The organism is Sphingomonas sp. BE138, assembly GCF_031456125.1.
Taxonomy (GTDB): Bacteria; Pseudomonadota; Alphaproteobacteria; order Sphingomonadales; family Sphingomonadaceae; genus Sphingomonas.
In genome coordinates this window covers 49789-69114 of sequence record NZ_JAVDUC010000009.1, presented here as the reverse complement: position 1 = coordinate 69114, position 19326 = coordinate 49789, and the positions used below count along the sequence as shown (strand labels likewise).

General features: G+C 63.6%; 24 protein-coding genes. 22 read left to right on the top strand and 2 right to left on the bottom strand.

The annotated features are described in order from the left end of the window. Window positions 1-41: 41 nt before the first annotated feature. Window positions 42-539 (bottom strand): MucR family transcriptional regulator, encoded by a 498-nt coding sequence (locus J2Y58_RS12705; RefSeq protein ID WP_066773338.1) that lies wholly within the window; start codon window positions 537-539, stop codon window positions 42-44. 189 nt (window positions 540-728) lie between these two features. On the opposite strand from J2Y58_RS12705, the gene J2Y58_RS12700 reads away from it, so the two are divergent. The 21 genes from J2Y58_RS12700 (at window position 729) to J2Y58_RS12600 (ending at window position 18273) form a co-directional block, all read left to right on the top strand. Next, entirely contained in the window at window positions 729-2996 is a 2268-nt protein-coding gene (locus tag J2Y58_RS12700; protein WP_310103649.1) for a ParB/RepB/Spo0J family partition protein, read from the top strand. Between the two features lie 88 nt (window positions 2997-3084). After that, the gene (locus J2Y58_RS12695; RefSeq protein WP_310103647.1) at window positions 3085-3993 is read left to right on the top strand and encodes a zincin-like metallopeptidase domain-containing protein; all 909 of its coding nucleotides are present in this window, start codon (window positions 3085-3087) and stop codon (window positions 3991-3993) included. Between the two features lie 24 nt (window positions 3994-4017). Beyond that, window positions 4018-4308, top strand: coding sequence for a hypothetical protein (locus J2Y58_RS12690; RefSeq protein ID WP_310103645.1), 291 nt, complete (start codon window positions 4018-4020; stop codon window positions 4306-4308). A gap of 550 nt (window positions 4309-4858) precedes the next feature. Beyond that, the gene (locus J2Y58_RS12685) at window positions 4859-6772 is read left to right on the top strand and encodes a reverse transcriptase domain-containing protein (RefSeq protein ID WP_310103643.1); all 1914 of its coding nucleotides are present in this window, start codon (window positions 4859-4861) and stop codon (window positions 6770-6772) included. Window positions 6773-6781: 9 nt separating this feature from the next. After that, a complete protein-coding gene (locus J2Y58_RS20990; RefSeq protein ID WP_405053102.1) occupies window positions 6782-7207 on the top strand; it encodes a DUF6927 domain-containing protein in 426 nt (141 codons plus the stop codon). A gap of 11 nt (window positions 7208-7218) precedes the next feature. Beyond that, a complete protein-coding gene (locus J2Y58_RS12675; RefSeq protein ID WP_231728699.1) occupies window positions 7219-7404 on the top strand; it encodes a hypothetical protein in 186 nt (61 codons plus the stop codon). Next, window positions 7395-7931, top strand: coding sequence for a thermonuclease family protein (locus J2Y58_RS12670; protein WP_310103640.1), 537 nt, complete (start codon window positions 7395-7397; stop codon window positions 7929-7931). Before J2Y58_RS12675 ends, J2Y58_RS12670 begins: the two co-directional genes overlap by 10 nt. Window positions 7932-8040: 109 nt before the next feature. Then, on the top strand, window positions 8041-8646 hold the full coding sequence (locus J2Y58_RS12665) for a DUF7007 domain-containing protein (RefSeq protein ID WP_066773363.1): 606 nt from the start codon (window positions 8041-8043) through the stop codon (window positions 8644-8646). A gap of 219 nt (window positions 8647-8865) precedes the next feature. After that, entirely contained in the window at window positions 8866-9510 is a 645-nt protein-coding gene (locus J2Y58_RS12660; protein ID WP_242417098.1) for a hypothetical protein, read from the top strand. A gap of 10 nt (window positions 9511-9520) precedes the next feature. Beyond that, the gene (locus tag J2Y58_RS12655; protein ID WP_310103639.1) at window positions 9521-9817 is read left to right on the top strand and encodes a hypothetical protein; all 297 of its coding nucleotides are present in this window, start codon (window positions 9521-9523) and stop codon (window positions 9815-9817) included. 17 nt (window positions 9818-9834) lie between these two features. Further along, window positions 9835-10152, top strand: coding sequence for a hypothetical protein (locus J2Y58_RS12650; RefSeq protein ID WP_310103638.1), 318 nt, complete (start codon window positions 9835-9837; stop codon window positions 10150-10152). 61 nt (window positions 10153-10213) lie between these two features. After that, window positions 10214-10837: a hypothetical protein gene (locus J2Y58_RS12645; protein WP_310103637.1), complete on the top strand. Its 624-nt coding sequence runs from the start codon at window positions 10214-10216 to the stop codon at window positions 10835-10837. A gap of 166 nt (window positions 10838-11003) precedes the next feature. Further along, window positions 11004-11219 carry a hypothetical protein gene (locus J2Y58_RS12640; RefSeq protein ID WP_310103636.1) on the top strand — a complete coding sequence of 72 codons (216 nt, stop codon included), beginning with the start codon at window positions 11004-11006 and terminating at the stop codon, window positions 11217-11219. Window positions 11220-11264: 45 nt separating this feature from the next. Next, on the top strand, window positions 11265-11531 hold the full coding sequence (locus J2Y58_RS12635) for a hypothetical protein (protein ID WP_156442285.1): 267 nt from the start codon (window positions 11265-11267) through the stop codon (window positions 11529-11531). 46 nt (window positions 11532-11577) lie between these two features. Beyond that, the gene (locus J2Y58_RS12630; protein ID WP_066773379.1) at window positions 11578-12078 is read left to right on the top strand and encodes a hypothetical protein; all 501 of its coding nucleotides are present in this window, start codon (window positions 11578-11580) and stop codon (window positions 12076-12078) included. A 43-nt stretch (window positions 12079-12121) separates the two neighbouring features. Beyond that, entirely contained in the window at window positions 12122-13441 is a 1320-nt protein-coding gene (locus tag J2Y58_RS12625) for a hypothetical protein (protein WP_310103634.1), read from the top strand. Between the two features lie 84 nt (window positions 13442-13525). Further along, window positions 13526-14842, top strand: a complete 1317-nt coding sequence (locus J2Y58_RS12620; protein ID WP_310103632.1) for a hypothetical protein — start codon at window positions 13526-13528, stop codon at window positions 14840-14842. Between the two features lie 108 nt (window positions 14843-14950). Next, window positions 14951-16618, top strand: coding sequence for an ATP-binding protein (locus J2Y58_RS12615; protein ID WP_310103630.1), 1668 nt, complete (start codon window positions 14951-14953; stop codon window positions 16616-16618). 1 nt (window position 16619) lies between these two features. Then, on the top strand, window positions 16620-17546 hold the full coding sequence (locus J2Y58_RS12610; RefSeq protein WP_242120212.1) for a hypothetical protein: 927 nt from the start codon (window positions 16620-16622) through the stop codon (window positions 17544-17546). A gap of 18 nt (window positions 17547-17564) precedes the next feature. Beyond that, complete coding sequence (locus tag J2Y58_RS12605) at window positions 17565-17858, top strand: hypothetical protein (RefSeq protein ID WP_198356772.1); 294 nt, start codon at window positions 17565-17567, stop codon at window positions 17856-17858. 61 nt (window positions 17859-17919) lie between these two features. Further along, window positions 17920-18273 (top strand): DUF3768 domain-containing protein, encoded by a 354-nt coding sequence (locus tag J2Y58_RS12600; RefSeq protein ID WP_310103627.1) that lies wholly within the window; start codon window positions 17920-17922, stop codon window positions 18271-18273. A gap of 40 nt (window positions 18274-18313) precedes the next feature. On the opposite strand, the gene J2Y58_RS12595 is transcribed toward J2Y58_RS12600, so the two are convergent. Beyond that, window positions 18314-18820: a CPBP family intramembrane glutamic endopeptidase gene (locus J2Y58_RS12595; RefSeq protein WP_310103625.1), complete on the bottom strand. Its 507-nt coding sequence runs from the start codon at window positions 18818-18820 to the stop codon at window positions 18314-18316. A gap of 241 nt (window positions 18821-19061) precedes the next feature. Between J2Y58_RS12595 and J2Y58_RS12590 the strand changes: the two genes are divergently transcribed. Continuing rightward, on the top strand, window positions 19062-19313 hold the full coding sequence (locus tag J2Y58_RS12590; protein WP_221211855.1) for a hypothetical protein: 252 nt from the start codon (window positions 19062-19064) through the stop codon (window positions 19311-19313). Window positions 19314-19326 lie beyond the last annotated feature (13 nt).

Here is a 19326-nt window from a genome sequence, read left to right as displayed (position 1 = left end):
GTTGGCCGATCCTACCCCTAACGGGCGGACCGGCCACCCAATCAGGCTTCGGCCGCTTCCGCAGCCTTCTTGGTCCGGCGCGGCTTGCTGACCGGGGCCTCGGCCGCTGCAGCACCCGGCTTCTGACCAGGCTTGCGTCCGAGACCGATCTTCTTGGCCATATCCCGACGGGCTTCGCTGTAGGCTTCCGCGACCATCGGATAATCGGCCTTCAGCCCGTAACGCTGACGATAATCATCCGGGGTCAAGCCGTGACCCGCAAGATGACGGCGCAGCGTCTTGTACGGCTTTCCATCGATCATGCTGACGATGTGGTCCTTGCTCGCCAGCGACTTCCGCACCGATACAGCCGGCGTATATTCAGCGGCAGCAGGCTCGGCGGTCGCCTCATTCGGGCCGGCGCCTAGTGTCGCGACCGCTTCGTGCATCGCTTTCAGGAAAGCTGGAACGTCGTCGGCCGAGGTCCGTGTATTCGGGTTCGATAGCCACGCGATCGTCAGCTCGGTCGCCAGTTCGACGGGGTTCGTATCTTCGCTCATCTTGGATCCCGATAGTCAGGGGAAGGTCGCGGGCGCGACGTCACCTTCATAGCCCGGAGCGCCCACGCGGCAACACTGAACGGGCCAGGAACATGTCACGATCCAAAGCAGCCGGAGCCAGGGAGAGAAGGGGGAGGGAGATGGTGTCCGGCGAGAATGTCGGATGCTCAGCAATAAGGGTGATTTCCCATGATCCAGTCCGTCAAGCTGTCGAAGCTCGTCCCCTCCGACGTCAATGTCCGTAAGCGTCGTGCCGACAAGGCCGAGAGCTTCGCCGCGAGCATCTCCGCACGCGGCATCCTCCAGAACCTCATCGTGACGCCGCTGAAGAAGCCGCGCGGTCACTTCGGCATCGTTGCCGGCGAAAGCCGCTACCGGGGCCTGATGCTCCTGGTCGAACGTGGCGAGATCAACGCCGACGACTATGACGTGCCGGTCAAGCTGATGACGGGCCCCGAGAGCGAACTGTCCGAAGTCTCGCTGGTCGAGAATTTCCAGCGCGACGCGATGAACCCGGCCGACGAGTGCCGCGGCTTCCAGATCATCCAGTCTCAGGGCGGCGACATCGATGGTATCGCCCGTCGGTTCGGCGTGACCCGCCGCTTCGTGGAAGGGCGTCTGCGGCTTGCCGACCTCGCAGAGCCGATCTTCGATGCGCTCGCCGACGAGAAGATCAGCCTCGAGATGGCCAAGGCATACGGCTCGACTGCCAGCCATGACCGCCAGCTGAAGGTCTGGAATACCTACGGCAACAGCAGCTACTACAACGCCGACATGATCCGTCGCATGATCGCCAACGACGACATGCGCAGCAACGATCCGGTCGCATTGCTTGTCGGCGCGGACGCCTACGAAGCCGCCGGCGGAATCATCGAGCGCGAGCTCTTCAGCGAGGGTGACGATCGCTGGTCGAACCCCGACATCGTCCAGAAGCTCGCGGCCGAGAAGATGGAAGCCGAAGCGAAGCGCATCGGCGACGAGCGCGGCCTGGCTTGGATCCGACCCGTCGCATCGAACAGCACCTACGATGCCGCCCGCGGCCTCTATCCGGTGGCCCTGCCGACCGAGCCGATGACCGAGGAGCAGGGCGCCCGCGCCGTTGAGATCGAGGCGTTGCTGGAGCCGCTGCAGGAGCAGCTCGAAAGCGGCACGCTGGCTGACGAAGCGTACATCGCGATCGAGGAGCAGTACGACGCGCTCGCTGCGGAACTGCATGCCCTCGAAAATCGGCCGGTAATGATGCCCCCCGAACTGGCGTCGCGTGTCGGCACGTTCCTCACGCTGTCGCACGCGGGCGAGATGGTGCTCGACGACACCTTCTACAGCGAGACGCCTTTGACGGTCACGATGGTCGAGCCCGATGGGATCGATGACGTCGCTGGCGAGGCTGACGGTGAGCACGGTGACGCGACCAGCGATGACGATGGCGAGGGCACGCCGCGTGGTATCCAGACCCCAACCTTCCGCATCGAGGAGGGCACTGGACGGTCGAGCTTCCGGGGCAGCACCACCGCGATCGTCGAGCCCGACCGCGCCGCTCCCGGCGGCAAGCAGATGAGCCAGGTGCTGCTCGATCAGCTCGCCATCCAGCGTCGCGACGTGCTCGGCGCGGCATTGCAGGCGAACCCCGGTCTTGCGCTGGACTATATGATCTTCGCCATGATCGAAGCGCGCAGCCATCGCGGCACCGGCAACGGCACGACGATCCGCGCCGCGCTGCCGCAGGATCCGGTATTGGCGAATAACGTGCCCAACTCGCGTGCGCGGGATTATCTCGCCGAGGTCCACGACAGTCTGGATGCCACCTGGACCGAGGCAACCGACAAGGTCGCTCGCTTCGAGGCGTTCCGAGTGCTGGCCGACGAGACGAAGGCGGCCTGGATGGCGTGGATCGTCGCGACGTCGTTCGAGGCGAAGGAAGGCTACGGCGCCACCCAGCAGATCCCGCTCCAGAACCGCCTCGCCACGATCCTCGAGATCGACGTTGCCAGTTGGTGGCGCCCCACGTCGGAGAATTTCTTCGACCGCGTTCCCAAGGGCTCGCTGTTGTCGCTCCTCGACGAGGTCGGCGGTCCTGCGCTGACGAGCCGTCACGCGAGCAGCAAGAAGCCGGACATCTCGGCGTCGTGCCAGAAGCTGTTCGCCGGTGACGCGATCGTCGAAACCGAGATCAAGGACAAGGCGCTCGCCTGGGTGCCCTCGGCGATGCGGTTCAATGACAAGCCGTCGGACGAGCTGGCCGCGGACGATGGCCAGGACGAGCTCGCCGGGCTGATCGGCGATGCCGACGGCGAAGGCGAAGACGACGACCTCGGCGCACTCATCGCCGACGGAGACGGTGAACCCACTGGGGATGACCAGACCGCCGACGTCGGCGACGGTAGCAGCACGGGTGAGGTCCCGCACCCGGATCACCAGAACGACGACACGACCGACCACTTGGTCGCGGCCGAGTAACAGCGCACCCGCTGGGCAACCTCGCTGCCGGCGCTGCCTCACCGCAGCGTCGGCAGCTTCTTTTCACGTCCATTCGAGGAGCCGTGCCATGCTCGCAGGCACTCGCGACATCGCGGCCGCAATTACCGACACCATCATCGCCAAGCTCGAGGCCGGCACCGTTCCATGGCAGCGTCCGTGGTCGGTGACCGGGGAGGGCGGGCGCCCGCTCCGCCACGAGGGGACTCCGTACCTCGGAATCAACTCGATCTGGCTATGGGCGATGACCGACTTTCTCGGCTTCAAAAGCAGATACTGGATGACCGCCCGCCAGGCCGACGAGCTTGGTGGTCAGGTCCGCCGTGACGCGCAGCCGTCGTTCTCTGTTTACAGCTCCACCTTCCGCAAGAAGGCGCAACCGAGCCTGCTCGGCCTGTCGGCCGACAAGCTGATCCGATTCCTGCGCTCGTACACCGTCTTCAATGCCGACGAGATTGAAGGGTTGCCGAGCTACTTCTATGCCCGGCCCGTCCCACCGACCCCTGCGCTGTTGTCGGCGCGACAGGATCGCATCGACGCCTTCTTCTCGGCGATACCGTCGCGAGTGCGTCGGGGCGGCGACCGAGCCTTCTTCAGCCCGACTTTCGACTTCATCCAGATGCCGCACGCCGGCAGCTTCAGGTCCGCCGACGCTCATGCCTCTATCCTCGCACATGAGCACGCTCACTGGACCGGGCATCAGTCTCGCTTGGATCGAACATTCGGGAAGAAATTTGGTGACAAGGCTTACGCGCTCGAAGAGCTGGTTGCAGAACTAACAGGAGCCATGGTGTGTAGCGATCTTGGTCTCCCATCCGAGATACACGATAGCCATGCAAGCTACATTGGCGATTGGTTGCGTATGCTCCGGTCGGACAAGAGCGTGATCTTCGTTGCCGCCACAAAGGCCGAGCAAGCCTTTGCATATCTTCGCGCCTTCTCGGCCGAGGCCGTACATCCGGCGAAGCTGGCAGCATGACCCATTCTCACAGGAGAACCCGCCATGGGATGGCTTTCGATGAGGCGCGACGGAATGGGTCGCCACAGCACGCCCAAAGCGTATCTGGACGCACAATTCACCTATACCAACGACGCCGATGGTGGCGGCACGCGCGGTGCGCGCGTGATCGACAGCGCATGCGTCGGAAACCGCGTCTGGTATGCCGCTGTCGAAATCCTAGAAAACGATGTCGCCACCTCCATCACCGCGCTCATTTGTGAGGTCCGATGGACGCCGAATGCGAAGGACGGCTACATCTTCGCCTATAAAGACAGTGCGCCGTTGTGGCGCTGAAAGGAGTATCAGCAATGATGAGGTAAGTTGAGGAAGCCTCTGCCCGCCAAGCTAACCTCGGATCCAAAAGATCTGAAATCCGGAAACGGACGGGGGACAATAGCATGCTTGGAGCAAGGCCGAATGCGTCCCAGTCGTAAAGGGGCGATGCCGGTCAGGGCAAGACGCGCATGGTGAAGGCTACACTGCTTAAATCCCAGTCTGCAGCGTTTTATATAGCGAGAATTGGCGAAAGCGACTGATACGCCATTCCGGACGATGGCAAGGGTCTCATGTCTTGGCCCTTTGCTCCTCAGCCCGTCCGGCGCGCCTCTCGTCGAGGGGTTCAGTGGATGAACGGGACACCTAACCGCGTCGTATCTCCAATCAGTGTAACTACGGGATGCCCTAAACAGGCGGCTTTGGCCGACCTGCATGGGTACGGAGCCGCCATAGTATTCAAATGCCCGGGGTAATGCCCGGGACAGCTCCTCCACGGGGGAGACGGTGTATCCGCATAAGGAACGGGCGACCGGGCCGAAAACGGGGACCATCGGGAGAAGGGCGGCAGTTGCGATACTTCAATCGGCAATCATGGGGTGTGCTGATGCTACCTGAAACTGTGATGGCCCGGTTGGAGGCCATTCCGACGCTGGCAGCGTCGGGTAAACGGGTGAATGGGCTTCACCGTCTGATGGGGTCTCGGCTTCTTTGGGAGCAGGGACTGAGTAAGATCGCCTCCAATCGGGGGGCGATGACGCCGGGCGTCGATGGCGAGACCTTCGCGGACTTCGGTCCCGAGGACCTCACTCCGTTGATCGCCAGCGTCACAACCGGAGCCTATAAGCCGAAACCAGTGCGTCGGGTGTTCATCCCGAAAAGCAAGGGAAAGCGGCGTCCGCTGGGGATACCCACGCGCGACGACCGTCTCGTCCAGGAAGTGGCACGCCAGCTTCTCGAAAGGATCTATGAGCCGGTGTTTTCGAACGCCTCACATGGATTCCGACCGGGGAGATCGTGTCACACGGCACTTGAACATGTTAAAGCCGTCTGGACGGGTGTGAAGTGGCTTGTTGACGTGGATGTCACTGGGTTCTTCGATAACATCGACCATGACATCCTGCTCAGGCTGTTGCGGAAACGGATCGACGACGAGAAGTTCGTTGGCCTGATTGGCGACATGCTGAAGGCAGGGGTAATGGAGGGGCGGACGCACAATCCGACCTACAGCGGCACTCCACAGGGCGGGATCGTCTCCCCGATATTGGCGAACATCTATCTGCACGAGCTCGATGAGTTCGTCGCAGACCGGATTGCCGCCTTTGAGAAGGGAAAGGCCCGCGCCACGAACCCGGAGTATGGGCGACTGGCAGCGCGCATCGCTAAACAGCGAAAGCGGCTCAAAAGTCATCAGGCACGCGGCAACGCTGACGAGGCAACGATGGCGGCCATATTGGCCAACATCGACGTTTTGTCGAAACAGATGCGTACCCTACCGTCGCGAGACGGCATGGACGCCGGGTATCGCCGACTTCGCTACTGCCGTTACGCCGATGATTTTCTCATCGGCGTGATCGGCAGCAAGGAAGATGCGCGACAGGTCTTCGCCGAGGTTGAGGGTTTCCTGACCAACGCGTTGGCCCTTAGCGTGTCCGAGGAGAAGAGCGGTATCCGCAAGGCGAGCGATGGCACCGCCTTTCTCGGTTACGAGGTGCGAACCTACACGGGTCGCCAGTGGACAGTGCGGAGCCGGCGTGGCTCACAGCACTTCACCCGCCGGCCTCCTTCGGAGGTGATGCAACTCAACGTGCCGTGGGAGAAGGTGTTCGAGTTTGCCTCCAAGAAGGGCTACGGGGATATGGCTGTCTTGAAGGCCCGTCACCGGAACACCCTTCTTAGCTGTAGCGATGCCGAGATCGTCCTTGCCTACAACGCCGAACTGCGGGGGTTCGCGAACTACTACGCCTTGGCACGGGACGTGAAATTCAAGCTTAACCGGCTTGAGTTCATCCAGCGCTGGAGCATGTTCAAGACCTTGGCGAGCAAGCACAAATGTAGCGTGCGTCTTGTCGCCGCCCGTATGAGGTCGGGGCAGGAATATAGCGTCGGCTACGTCGCTGACGGCCAGCCCCGGTCGGTCAGAGTCTGGAAGCTGATGGATCTGAAGCGTGAATGGATTGACCCGATCAAGGTGGATACCCCACCTTGGACGCAAATCTATTCGCATTCACGAACCGACTGGGTCGATCGCCAGAATGCCAAGCAATGCGAGGCATGCGGGCGGACGGACCGGCCGTGTCACGTCCATCATGTCGAAGGGCTCGCCGATGTTAAGCACCGTGGTTTAGCCACGATGATGAAGGCCGCACGGGCGCGTAAGACGAAAGTCCTGTGCGATCTGTGTCACGCCGACATCCATCGAGGCCAGTTGCCCGATAGCCGAAACATGAATGGTGTTATCGCAGCGGAGAGCCGCATGCAGTGAAAGCTGCACGTGCGGTTCGGCGGGGGGATCAGGGCTGACTCTCTGAGCAGCACCAATCCTACCCGACTGGGCGAGAATGCCGGTCCCTGCTCGGACGATTGCCCTGAAAAAATCCTGCGCCTGCTTCCCCCGACGAACAACGAGTACGCGCTGAATTGGCGAAGGCGCTGTCTGGCGCGCCTTCGCAGAAGAGCACGACGCGTTGAAGACGGCATGCGGATTCGACTGCCTCAACCGCTGACCTTCAGCGACGACCACGTCGGCGCCGAGTTCGTTGTGGTGAAGCGTGGCGCCCGCATCACCTTCCGCGGCGAAAATGGCTTCGGCCACTACCACATCCGCAATTTCCGTGATCTGCCCTGGATCGTCGTTCCCCAGACAAAGGTCCATGCCACGATCTTCGCGAAACCGCCGGCACCTGCGATGACGGCATGATGGAGCCTATTATGAACGATACAGCCGCTCTCTCCGCGCTGCGGCGCGCGCTATGCAGCCAGAGCAACGCGCTCCGGGTCGCGCGGCGAATGATGGAACACGGCATCGACGTGATCGTGGTCGCCAGTCACGATCCACTGCAGCCGTGGCGAGTGACGGAGCGCGACAATAGCATCGCGGCGCGCGCATGCGCCTGATCCTCGCCGCTGCTCTGATCGCGACAGCTTGCAGCGCCGCGGCGCCGCGCGCAGATCAGAACACCACCCTTTCGGCAGACGGCCGCGCCATCGATGGTGACACGGTATCAATCGACATCCGCCTCTTCGGCGCGGATGCCTTCGAGAAGCGTCAGTTATGCAGGACAACGTCGGGGTGCTGGCCCTGCGGCAAGGCAGCGCAGGACTATGCCTCGAAGCTCCTCAAGACTGACGCCTCGACCATCCGGCTGACAGGCAAACAGAGTTACGGGCGCCCCATCGGCACGATCGAAGTCGCCGGACAGGACCTCGGTGAAGCGATGATCGCAGCCGGGCTTGCGGTGCCAGCAACAAGTTATCTCAAAGGCGACCCGGAGCGGGCCCAGCGCTACGTCGCCGCCTATGACAAGGCGGAGCGCCAGCGGCTCGGGGCACATGCTGGGTATTTCATCGACCCAGCGAAATGGAGACGCGGAGAGCGCCTCTCCTGCGAAGCGCGCAGAGGCTCGCCCACACATGTGCGTTAGTGCACCTGTGCACAGGTGCGGCTTCACGACCATCAAGCGTCAGAAGCGCGGAGCCACCGGAGCATAGAGAGAAGGGGGGCGGGGGAGAGCATCGATCAAGGAGACGATCATGCCCACTTTTGCTTCGACCCCGGCCCCTGTTCATACCCTATGGGACGCCCCGCAGACCGCCGAGCAGCGCCTGCCTGGCATCTGGTCGGTCAGCACTGCTTCGCATGGCGGCTTCGTTCTGTCCGACGAGCGCCAGGCGGCCATGCCCGAGGCGCTGCGCCTCGACAGCATCTACTATGAGGAGGACGTGGACTGGTCGCTGATAGTCCTTGCCTTCGAGGCCGAGTTCGCCGCGTTGCGCGATCCGTTGTTCGACCTCGAGCGCGACCTCGCCCATCAAACCGCACGGCACTGGCGGCCGAAGCACTATACCGGCTTCACCGGGCAGGTACTCGAACCGAGCGACAGCCACGTCCTCCGCAAGATTGCCCTTTTAGAGGCCGCAATCGGCGAGATCGGTGTTCAAGCCGCGTGGGGTGACTGGGCCGACTGGGTCCCCACCGGCAAGGTCGGGGTTGTCGGGCAACGCATCACGGGATGCGATCATCTCGGCTTTGCCAAATACGACGGACCGAAGCTGAAGGGGCTGGTCGACGCGAACCGCTACGAGGCTCGCGATACGGTGAGCACCTTCAAGTCCGTCGGTGTCGAGGTGATCGCATAGCGTTCGCTGGCGCTGGAAAGATGTTTCCGAAAGGCGGCAACATCTTTCCAGTGGCCCAACCCATGCTCGCGGTTTCGAGCGGGGCACTCTCCGAGGATTATCAATGCGCCCAGCCCTGAGGGGCTGACGGCCCGGATGCAGCCGAAGGCGCGGGAGAAGAGGGGGAGTGAGCGTTTGGGCGTGAAATGTCGCGCTCGACACTCATTGGAGACGGCGTCGATGTTCTACGATGTGCCTTATCGCCACCAACAGGCGGTGGACCCCGCTGCGCTCAGCACAATCGCGATAACGCTCCAGGCGATGACCAAGGCGCTGGATGATTGCCGCAACGCGGGCGTAGACCCCAATACGGATCCCGCGATGGTGCTGCTCGCACGACACATGGCGACCGTGTCGACCAATCGCGCGCCGCGATCGGTCCTCCGTCATGCGTGCGACAAGCGACTGCAGTCGCTGAAGCGCTACCCGGCGCTGCTGGCCCTTTCGATCCGCGGCGTCGAATACGACCAGGCCGCCAAGGAACGATTTCACGAGGACGCTACGGCCGCGATGCAGGATCTCGCGTCAGCGCTCGCGCTCGCTGAGGGGAGTTACACCATCGCCTCGACCCGAGGCGAGGTTTCCGAATCCGGTTATGTCCTGCTCGCCGCGGTCGAGGTCGCCGTCATGGTGCGGGTCGGGCGCCGCTTCGAGGGGCGCGAGGTATCGTATCGCGCGGTCGCCCCCGGTGTGGATCAAACCAACCGGAATGCCAGCATGGTCGATCTGCTGCGGCCCGCGCGATTTGCCGAGCGCCTGACGCGCGAGCTGCGCCTTCGGCTCGCCCCGGCGAGCGTCTCCGAACCAAGCCTGATCGCCGCTTGAGGAGCTCCGTATGATCCAGATCAACGATGCCCTCGCCATCGCGCGAGCCGATGTTGCAAACATCGCTCGGTTCATTGAGCGCCGAGAGCGCTTCCTCGACGCCCTCGAGTGGTCGATGATGACTGACGCACAGGTTCGCCAGTCGTCCATGCTCGACGAGCTGCTGGACGAGGACCTTGCCATCGGCCTGCACTACATCGACTGGCTGATCGATCGCGTGGACAGCCAAGTCCCGACGCCTAGCGCTCTTCGCTTTGCGCCGCATCCCCGCCCGTGGCACGCTGAGTGGAACACGCTGGCCGCCTGAGAGAAGGAGCTTAGACAATGAGCCGTCATACCTTCGCCGGTCACGCCGGCACCACGGTGGCCGTGGGATGGGATCGTCCGCTGGGCACGTTCTTCGTCCAGGTCTCGCGGCCGCATCCGACGCTCAAAGGCGAAAGCCAGATTGTCGCATGGCTGGGCACCGACAACGGCGAGCTCCCAACCGCGGCTGCGGCCCTCAAGGTAGCCGCTGACTATGCCGACCTGCCGAGTGATCTCGGCGCGACGCTGGAAACGGACCGGATGAAGACGCTCGGTCAGAGCGACGGTCCCGCCCAAGCCGCTGCGCGACGATTCCGTCGTGACGGCAGTTTCTGAGGAGGATCTGGTCATGGATCCGAAGAGCAACAACACGAGACCAGCACCGAGCGGGCCAAGCATGGCCTTGACCATCCTCGTGTTCGTGATCGTGCTTAGATCAGCGTCGTGGATGATCGGTGTCGTGATCGATGGCGAACCTCTTTCCGAGGGCAATTCGTCGCTGCCGTTCGAGCAGCTTTACCGGATCGTCGACACCATACAGGGGCCTATTGGGGACGCCTTGTGCTTTGTTGGGATCACCGTTGCCGTAATGGCCTATATCACAGGCAATTTCGGCGCCGAGTTCAGGAGCTCAACCACCGCCGAGGGTGAGAAGCCCAAGCGTATCCCGACGTTGCCGATGAGTGAGGCTGCGCGAGCAGCCGAAGCGCGCTTCAACGCATTGAGCGCTCAGTTCCGGTCGATGCCCGAGAATATGGTGTTGCCCGAGGCCAGCATCGAGTTCGAGCGCATCCAAGAGAAACACGTTCCCGACGTCCGGCTCGCTCACCGGGAGGCTCGTTCGACGGTATCACCAACGTCCGAGAAAGCCGATGCGTTGGATGAGGACTACGCCGGCATGCTTGGTCGGATCAGTGACTCCGTTCAACATCTGATCGAAGGTTGCGAGGCCTTGGGCCGGGAGCGACTTGAGGTACAGGCTCGCTTCATCGAGGCTCGACACCCCGGCGACGATCGCTAGAAAGTCAGCATCTGTTCTGGCAATCGATCGACAGCTCGATCGGTTGTCATGACCGGTGCGCGGGCTTCTCACGGTGCGCCAGCGGATAGGAGCAGTTATGCCCCCTATGTACCTTGGCAACGTCGCCTGGATGACATTGATAGTCTGTTTCCTATGGACCTTCGCCATGGCGTATTTCGTGTTCTGTCACGAGCTGCCGGCGACCAGCGTGATCCACGTACTCGCGCCTACGTTCGGCGCACTGGCTTTCGCCGTCATGTCGATAATCCTTGATGACGGCGGATTGTTGAAGGCCCTGACCGCGCAGATCATCGCCATTTCGCTGATGATGGCAGCGGGAAAGGGGCAGCAACGAGCCTATGCCGAGCATCGCAATCGCTGATGACCGCTCTAGCGGTGACAGACGAGGCACGATAGACTGAGTCCTATGTTCGCGTCAGCAGAATCCATGATCTGGGGCTGCCTGCCTGTCCTGCTTGCCGGAGCAGCTATACTTCCCTTGAGCGCACAAGCCGGAAAGTCGATCAAGAACCTCCTGCTATTCTTCCTCGGCACGAACGTGGCGGCGCTCGCGCTGTATGCCGCGTACCAAGGGCCGGTGACGTGGTGGTTGGCGTCAGGAAGCTCATTCCTGATCGGCATGGCGGGGATCGCCGCCTTTGTAGCGGGACGGGCTGACCCAAGCCAAAGTTAAGAGGGGGAGGGGCTGTTGATCCGGGTGGATCAACGGAGAACCTCTCATGTCCAACATCATCGACCTGGGCGGAGCGCCCGCCAACGAGGACTGCGCCCAGCTTGGGCAGACGCCGGACTTCGATACCGTCAACGCCCACGAGGTCTTCGCCTATAAACTGGCGATCATCGCGCGGTTCGGGGAGCCTCCCGCGGGTTGCCGCCTGAAGCCTCTCGCCAACCGCCACGATTTCGGGACCTATCGCACGCTCTCCCTCCGCATCGACGATGAGGACGACGAACAGGTAGGGGCCTATGTCGACCTGGTCGAGAACGGCCTTGGCAGCTGGCTGGAGGCCGGATTTTCGCCGCCCATCAGCTATAAGGGCAGCGTTGCCACGATCCACCAGCTCGACGTTACCGAGCTGCTGATCGGCGCCTTGCAGACGACACGACCAGATCCTGACGGGACATTCCCGATCCCGGATTTCGAGGTGCTCCACACAAATCTCGCGTCGGCCTTCCCGGAGGAAGCTGCGCTCGCCCGAGCCCGTTGGGCGGCAGCTTGAGCCAATCCGTCGCGCCTGCGGGCGCCACGACACGGAGGGTGTCATGATCGTCGACGATTTCAATTCAGCGGATCCGCGCACATGGTTGGCGCGCGGTCGAACGCCGGAGCAGGCCGAGGCGCTCGCTGCATCGTGGCGGGACTTTCCGGATCTTCCGCACGATGCACCCCTTGCCGACCGTCAGGCCCGCAGCCGTGCACGCGTGATCGCCACCAGACCCATCTTCGAGGCGATGCGCGTGCAAGCCGAGGCCGAGCGCCAGGCGAGAAACTTCGCCTTCCTCGAGAACCAGGCGCGCGAGGGCAAGGTGAACGATCGCGATCTCGCCATTCTGCGCGGTCGCGACGATCATGGCTACGACTGGGACGTCGCCAACCGCTACGCTGACGGTTGGTATGCGGCCCATGTCGGATGGCCGCACAGCTATCCGGACGGCATCCCGAGCGAGGTGCCCCTGCAGGTCCGCCGCGCGGCCTACGATCAGGGCTTCACCGATGGTGGTGGCGATCGGACCGACCTGTTCGACGCAGCGCGACGGACCAACCTCGCGCAGCTGCGTCAAAACAACATGCCGCCTCCAGCGTTGCCGGTCGTTACCGCACGCCCGCTACCGAGCAGCTGGCCGAAACCAGGCGACGAAGCCCGGCCCGCCCGTTGGTCGCGCCGCCTCATCATTCTGAGCGACGAGGATGTGTCTCTCGAGGCGCCCGAGCGCGCCAAATGGGACTTCCTGCGGATCATCCGTGAGCGACAGGGCGCAGACGAGATGGCGATCATCGTCCTTAGCAACGACGGCTTTGCCACGATCGAGCGCTTCCTGCCTCAGGCAATGCGACACAGTCGACGGCAGGTCAGCCACGCTGATGCGGCCGCCCAGCTCCGAGCGGCGATTATGGGCCGGAATATAGAAGACGTCCTGATCGCTTTGCAGGGGGATGACCTGCACCTCCTCGACGCTGTTGCCGGAGCCCTGCCGCTCTGCCGAACCATGGAGCGGACACGAAACACCAAGCTGCAGCAGCGCGCTCACCTGCGGGCGTGGCTGGATCGCGGTTACGGCTCGGACGAGAACATGGCCGCAGGGCACATCCGCTGGGGCAAGCTGATCCATGGCCTGACGGGCAAGCTCGGCGAGTTCACCGCTCGGCATATCGGCGCGGCACCCGGCCGAGGGCATCTGATCCGGGTCTATGTCGGCGATGATCGGCCTGCGACCGGCTATGCCGGCGCGGACGGGGTCCAACTGCCCCATGACGTCGTCGTCTCGAGCAAGGCTAAGCTGCGCTCTGAGATGGCGGCAACGCTCCGGCGCTTCGGTGCAGCAACGCCGCTGATGGCGCTGTCGGGGCGCGACGCCGGATAGCCAGAGCGTCCAGGCAGCCCAAGGCCATGGAGGGGAGGGGGCGGGGAAGCGCGCACCGGAATCAGCCGGTCAGGAGCAACTCCCTTGTCCGACCCCCAGCATCCCCCTTCGCACCATCTGATGCGTCCCGTCCTATGGTCGTTCGGCGAAGGCCCGATCTTCCCTGGCTATACCGACGATACGACATGGAACGGCTTCCTCAACGTGTCCGTGGGTATCGGCATTTGGCCCTACGTGCTGCGCGAGCTGATCGCAGGCGCCGATGGCGACGCCGAGCGCATCGCCGAATATCGGGGTATGGCCACCGACAGCAGCATGGTCTCGATAAGTCACGGCTACACGACCAGCGCCGTCGACGCGAAATGGCCGTGGCTCTTCCCTGACTACCCGCTCGCAACCATGATGCCGATCCCGGCGACGTGGTCGGAGATGAGCTGGCGGCATGAGGCAGCGCCGAGTTTCGGCCCGTGCGTCGGCCCGATGGGCGAGGCTGCTCAGATATGGATCGACTACGCGGATCCAGCGAAACGCGACGTTCCCGAAAGTTCGAGGTTCACCTTCAGCCGACGTGACGCCGTCGGCGAGCTGACCGTGATCTACGCGGGGGACGACTACGACGCTGTGCTGACGCACGCGTCTATCGAGGCGCTTGCCTGCAGCCTCGCCAAGCGGGTCGCCTATGAGATGACCGCAGAGGAATGGCAGGAGACGAGGCTGCGGAATCGGACCACGCCGGACAATGTCTGCGCGTCGCACGATTTCATGGACACCAACATCCTCATGCTTGAGGCATGGGAGGCGGAACGCGGCAATGCTCTGCTCCCGGGTGGCGAGCGGGAGCGCTTCGAGGACGACCTCGAGCGGGTAAACGCTGCGTGGGACATCGCCACCCGCTGCTACCTCACTGCGTCCGAGGAGGGCGCACGCTTCGACGCTTGGCGCCTGACTGGGCGTGCAGTCGACGGCCTTCGTGCCGCGGGCATGGACCTGGCACATGACGACGATGGCGACACGCCGGGGCGGATGTATGAGCCGGGTTTCATGGAGCGGGATCTGCGGCAGTGGGTCGTGAACGTGAGCAACACGAGCCACGCTTTCGACACGCTGTTCGACGCCGAGGCACACCTCTGGAGCGTCTTCGCCTCCGGCGAGGCAAAGGAAGCTCGGCCGTTGGCGGTGACCGCCGCGCCGATCCGTCCTGTTTCACCGCCCCGTGAGATCGCCTTCTCCGAGCAGGAGGTCACCGTGACGGCCGATGCGATCGAGCGTCGCCTTGAGGTCCTGAGACAACGCGCCGCGACCACCGCCGAGGCGTCATCCGAGGGTCTATTCCTCGCAGAGAGCATCCGGCAGCTGGCAGGCGCGCGAGACAAGCTGCGCGCGGCGACCCAGCGGACGTGAGCGGTCCGCCTCTGCGGCGCATCCCGGCGCCGCAGGGGCGAAAAAGGGGAGAGGGAGGGTGATGGCGGATCCGGGGAATTGCCCTCGCACGGCTCCGAAGGATCCGCCATGCTTCCCGCCACGATCTCCACCAGTGTCGCGCCCGAGACCATCAACAAGGTCACCCGGCTGTTCAACGGCTCGGTTAGCGACATCCTGCATGAGCTGCTGCAGAACGCGCGCCGAGCCGGCGCGAGCACGGTCGCCGTGTCCACGATCGGCCGCGCCGGCGACCGTCTCCTGCACATCGTCGACGACGGTCACGGCATCGCCGACCCGGCCAGCATTGTCACGCTGGGCCGCTCCGGGTGGAGTGACACGATCGCTCGCCGCGAGGATCCCGCCGGCATGGGCGTCTTCAGTCTTGCCGGTAGGGACGTCATCATCCGTTCGTGGTCCCAGGCCGCCGACCAAGGCTGGTGCGCCCACATCCCGGCATCAGCGTGGGAAAGCAGCCGGCCGATCGCGATCTCGCCGGATCCGATCGGGCGAGGCACCTCGATCAGCATCCGCATGGAATCCGCTTGGGAGGACGATGTCCTGCCGGCGCTGAGCCATGTTGCGCGTCACTATCCTCTGCCCGTGACCTTCGACGGCGAAAGCGTCGAGCAGACGCCGTGGCTGGACGAAGCGATCTATGAGGAGCGCTGGAACGGGTGCCGCATCGGCGTGGTGAAGGAGCATCACCGCCGGGGCGGCGCGGCTCGCCTCAATTTCCATGGCCTGACGATCCCGTGCCCGATGCCGGTCGTGCAGCAGGTCGGCCGCGGCGAGGAATGGACAGTGCTGGTCGATATCATCGACTGCCCCGCGATCCAGCTGGTACTCCCAGCTCGCAAAGAGGTTGTCCAGAACGAGGCAGTGACGGCCCTGCGCGAGGCCGCGAGCAAGGCGATATATGGTGCCATTGCATCAGAGGGCGCGCATCGGCTTTCGTATAAGGACTGGCTGGAAGCCCGACGGCTCGGCGTCGCGCTGCCCGAGGCCGAATGTCGTCTCCATGGTTGGTGCGCTCCGCATGCCGCGGCGGGCGAAAGCTATATGTCCGGCAGCAGCTTCAACGACGGCACGATGATAATCATGCCGGACGTGGCCGCCATCGTGGCGCAGCCTGCCGAGCTGGCGATCCAGCATCATAAGCCATTCGCTGGTCCGCTCGTGTTCGATGAGCCCGCGTTTGCCGGCTATCGCTGGTACGACGGGCTGGCACGCGTTCAGACGCTCGGTTTCACGGTCGAGCAGGAGGGGCGCACCTTCCACATCACCGACGAAGAGGGGGCACCTTCGGACGTCGACAACGGCTATGTCGAGCAGCTGACGCTCGAAGCCACGGTCGCACACGGCGGTCTGGACACAAAGGTCACCTGCAGCGCCGATGTCGCCTTTGCTCCGGATTTCGACCTTTCGACCGAGGTCGACGATGTTGTGATCTTCGTCCGACGCGGGGCAGAGCTGCCGGCAAGGGACGTGATCTCGCTTCTTCAACGTGCGGCTTTCGACCCGAGCTCCGACAGTTGCGCGGACAGTTATGAAACCCAGGAGGAACGGTTCCGGCGCGACGCCAGCGACCGGGTTCTGGCTTTGCTTGAGGGAACGGATGCTGCGCTCGAGGCACACATTCGCGCGCTCTTCCGCGACTACCCGGTCGATGTGCCAACGGATCGCTCGGTGACGGTCACCATGACCTCGGCGGGCGTGTCAGTCACGATCGCCGAGCGCCAACCGGAGGTCGGGTGACATGGACATGCCCCCGCCACCCGTCGTCTTGGCCTACGGCATCGGGGTCGACAGCACCGCCCTGCTGGTTGAGCTCGTGGCGCGAGGCCAGGCACCGGACCTCGTTCTGAGCGCCGATACCGGCGTCGAGAAGCCGGCGACATACGCCTATCTCGACGTCATCCGTCCCTGGATGGACGGGCATGGCATCAGGCACGAACTGGTCTCGTACACCCCTAAACGGTTCAAACACTGGCCGCCCTATTACGGCCTGCTGGAGATGTGCCTCACCAACGCCACCCTGCCGAGCAAGAGCCTGGGCGGATCGAGCTGCAGCCTCAAATACAAGAAGGCGCCGCAGGATGCCTTTCTCGCCAACTGGCAACCGGCGATCGACGCCTGGAACCGCGGCCAGCGCGTGACGCGCCTCATCGGCTATGACGCAGGCCCCCGCGACACGCTCCGGGCGAACCACGCGCTGTCGATCGAGGATCCGCTCTATGACTGTCAGTCGCCGCTGCGGGAATGGGGCTGGGACCGCGATGCCTGCGTCAGGCGGATCATCGCCGAAGGTCTTCCAGTACCCCCGAAATCGGCCTGTTGGATTTGCATCGCGAACAAGGCTGAGGAGATCCGCGACCTCCCCCGCTGGTGCCTTCGGCTGATCGTCTTGGTCGAAGCTAGAGCGGCACCGAGGCTCCACACCGTGGAGGGGCTATGGCGCCGCTCGACCAAAGCGCGCCCAGGCCGGATGACCGACTTCATACGGGCGGAAGGGCTTCTCCCGAGCCGGGAAATCGACCGCATCTGGCGCGACGCGCCGCTCGACCTGATCCGTTTTCAGGACGTCGCCGCGCTCGTGCCCGTTGGCGAACGCCCAACCATGCAGAGCTGGCTCGAGCGCTTCAACGCAGGGCTGTTCGCCCGACCAACGCCGCTCGCGGCCTGACCCCTCACGGAGGACACCATGAACGACAATCAGGATGCGCGGCCGATAGATCCGACGATCGAGCCGATGCTCGTTCTGTCGACCGCTCACATCACGCAGGAAACCTGCAACACCTTCCTGCCGACCTATCCCGGCCCAGCTTGGGAGAAGGGCGAATACGGATGGTTCATCTACGTGCCGGAGGACGTCGACGAGACGCTCCCGGTCGACCTCGCAGCCTGCATGGCCCTCGCGCGCGCGAAATCCGCCTTCTGGATTATGCTCGATCGCGACGAGCCTGAAGTCGACGGTCTCCCAGTCTTCGACTGGTGAATCTGGATCACGAACCCAACGCCGGGACTGCGCTCTGCGCGCGCCTATTCGGAGACCTCAGATGGTCGATACGACCGACAGCAATATCGATACTATCGGCCGCCTCAACGATCGGTGCCGGCAAGGCCTTGATCGGACGGCTAAGGTGATGATGACCAGCGCCTGCCTCGCCACGTTCACCGAGGACGGGACGAGCGGACTCGCGGTTCAGATTGGGATCGTCGATGCACTTCGGCGCTGCGCCTTCGATCCGCGCGATCGGGAGCGAAATCGCGGCGAGTTCGAGTTTCGCGGGCAGACCGTTTATTTCTCGATCGACTATTACGATCTCGCCCGAGAGTACGGATCAGAAGACCCCGCCGATCCAACCAAGACGCGCCGGGTCCTCATGATGATGTTGCGCGGCGACCTCTGAGGCGAACCCGGTGGACCGACCGAGGCGGGCATTGACCGTCTCAGGAGGCAAGGGTCGCATACCACATGCCGAATGCGTTGCTGGCGATGTGGACGATCAAGCCAGGAACGATGGAGCGCGATTGGACGGCGCATAGGCCGGTCCCCAGCCCGAGGCATAGCGATGCCACGAGATTTGCTGGCTCGAAATGCAAGGTGACGAACAACAGGGCCGAGGCGATGACTGCCACCACGCGCCAGCCACGATCAACGAGTGTGCCGAGCAGATATCCGCGGTAAAGCACCTCCTCGACCATCGGCGCGACCAGCACCGTCGCAACAAGCAGCGCGATGCCGGATGGCCCGGCCATTGATGCCACCAGTGCGCGGCCGACCTCGAGATTGCTCGACGCACCCGACTGCCAGACGGTGGCACCCTGCAAAGCCAATATGCCGAGCGGGATTTGCGCAACCGCAAGGCCGCCCAGCATGGTCACAAGGGTCGAACGATCCCAATCCGGTTTGACCATCAAAACAGCGCGAGCGCGGCCGACCTTGCGGATATCCATCGCCACCAGGCTGAGTATCGCAACGGCACCAAGGGCGATCGTCGCGGCGGTGAGGCCGGATCTAAACCAAGCGCAGGGCCGACGAGATAGTGGATGATGGTGAGGGCCGCCTGATGCGCAATCAGCAGTGCCGCAACGACCCATAGGGACGGCCTTGAGGCGGATCGCGGGGTTTGCACGGCGAGCGCGGGAGCTGCGGCCATCTCGTTCATCCTTCACCCCTTCACGATAGGAGACCGCAGTGTCGGGCATTAAGTCTCAGCAGAACCATGTCCGTCAATGCCGTCCACGCGATCGGCGCTTCGACCTCGTACAGCTTCTCGGCCCGGCGCCGGGCAACGCCGAATGGGAGGCCGAGAAGGCGGGTTGGCGCAGCTTCGTGATGGGCAACGCCAATTCGGCCTATCGACGCGGCACGAAGCTGCGCCACGCATGGCAGCGAGGGTATGACGGTGCCTCGCGCAGCACCGATGCGGTCCGATTGATGCTGTAGCCGATGAAGGCGT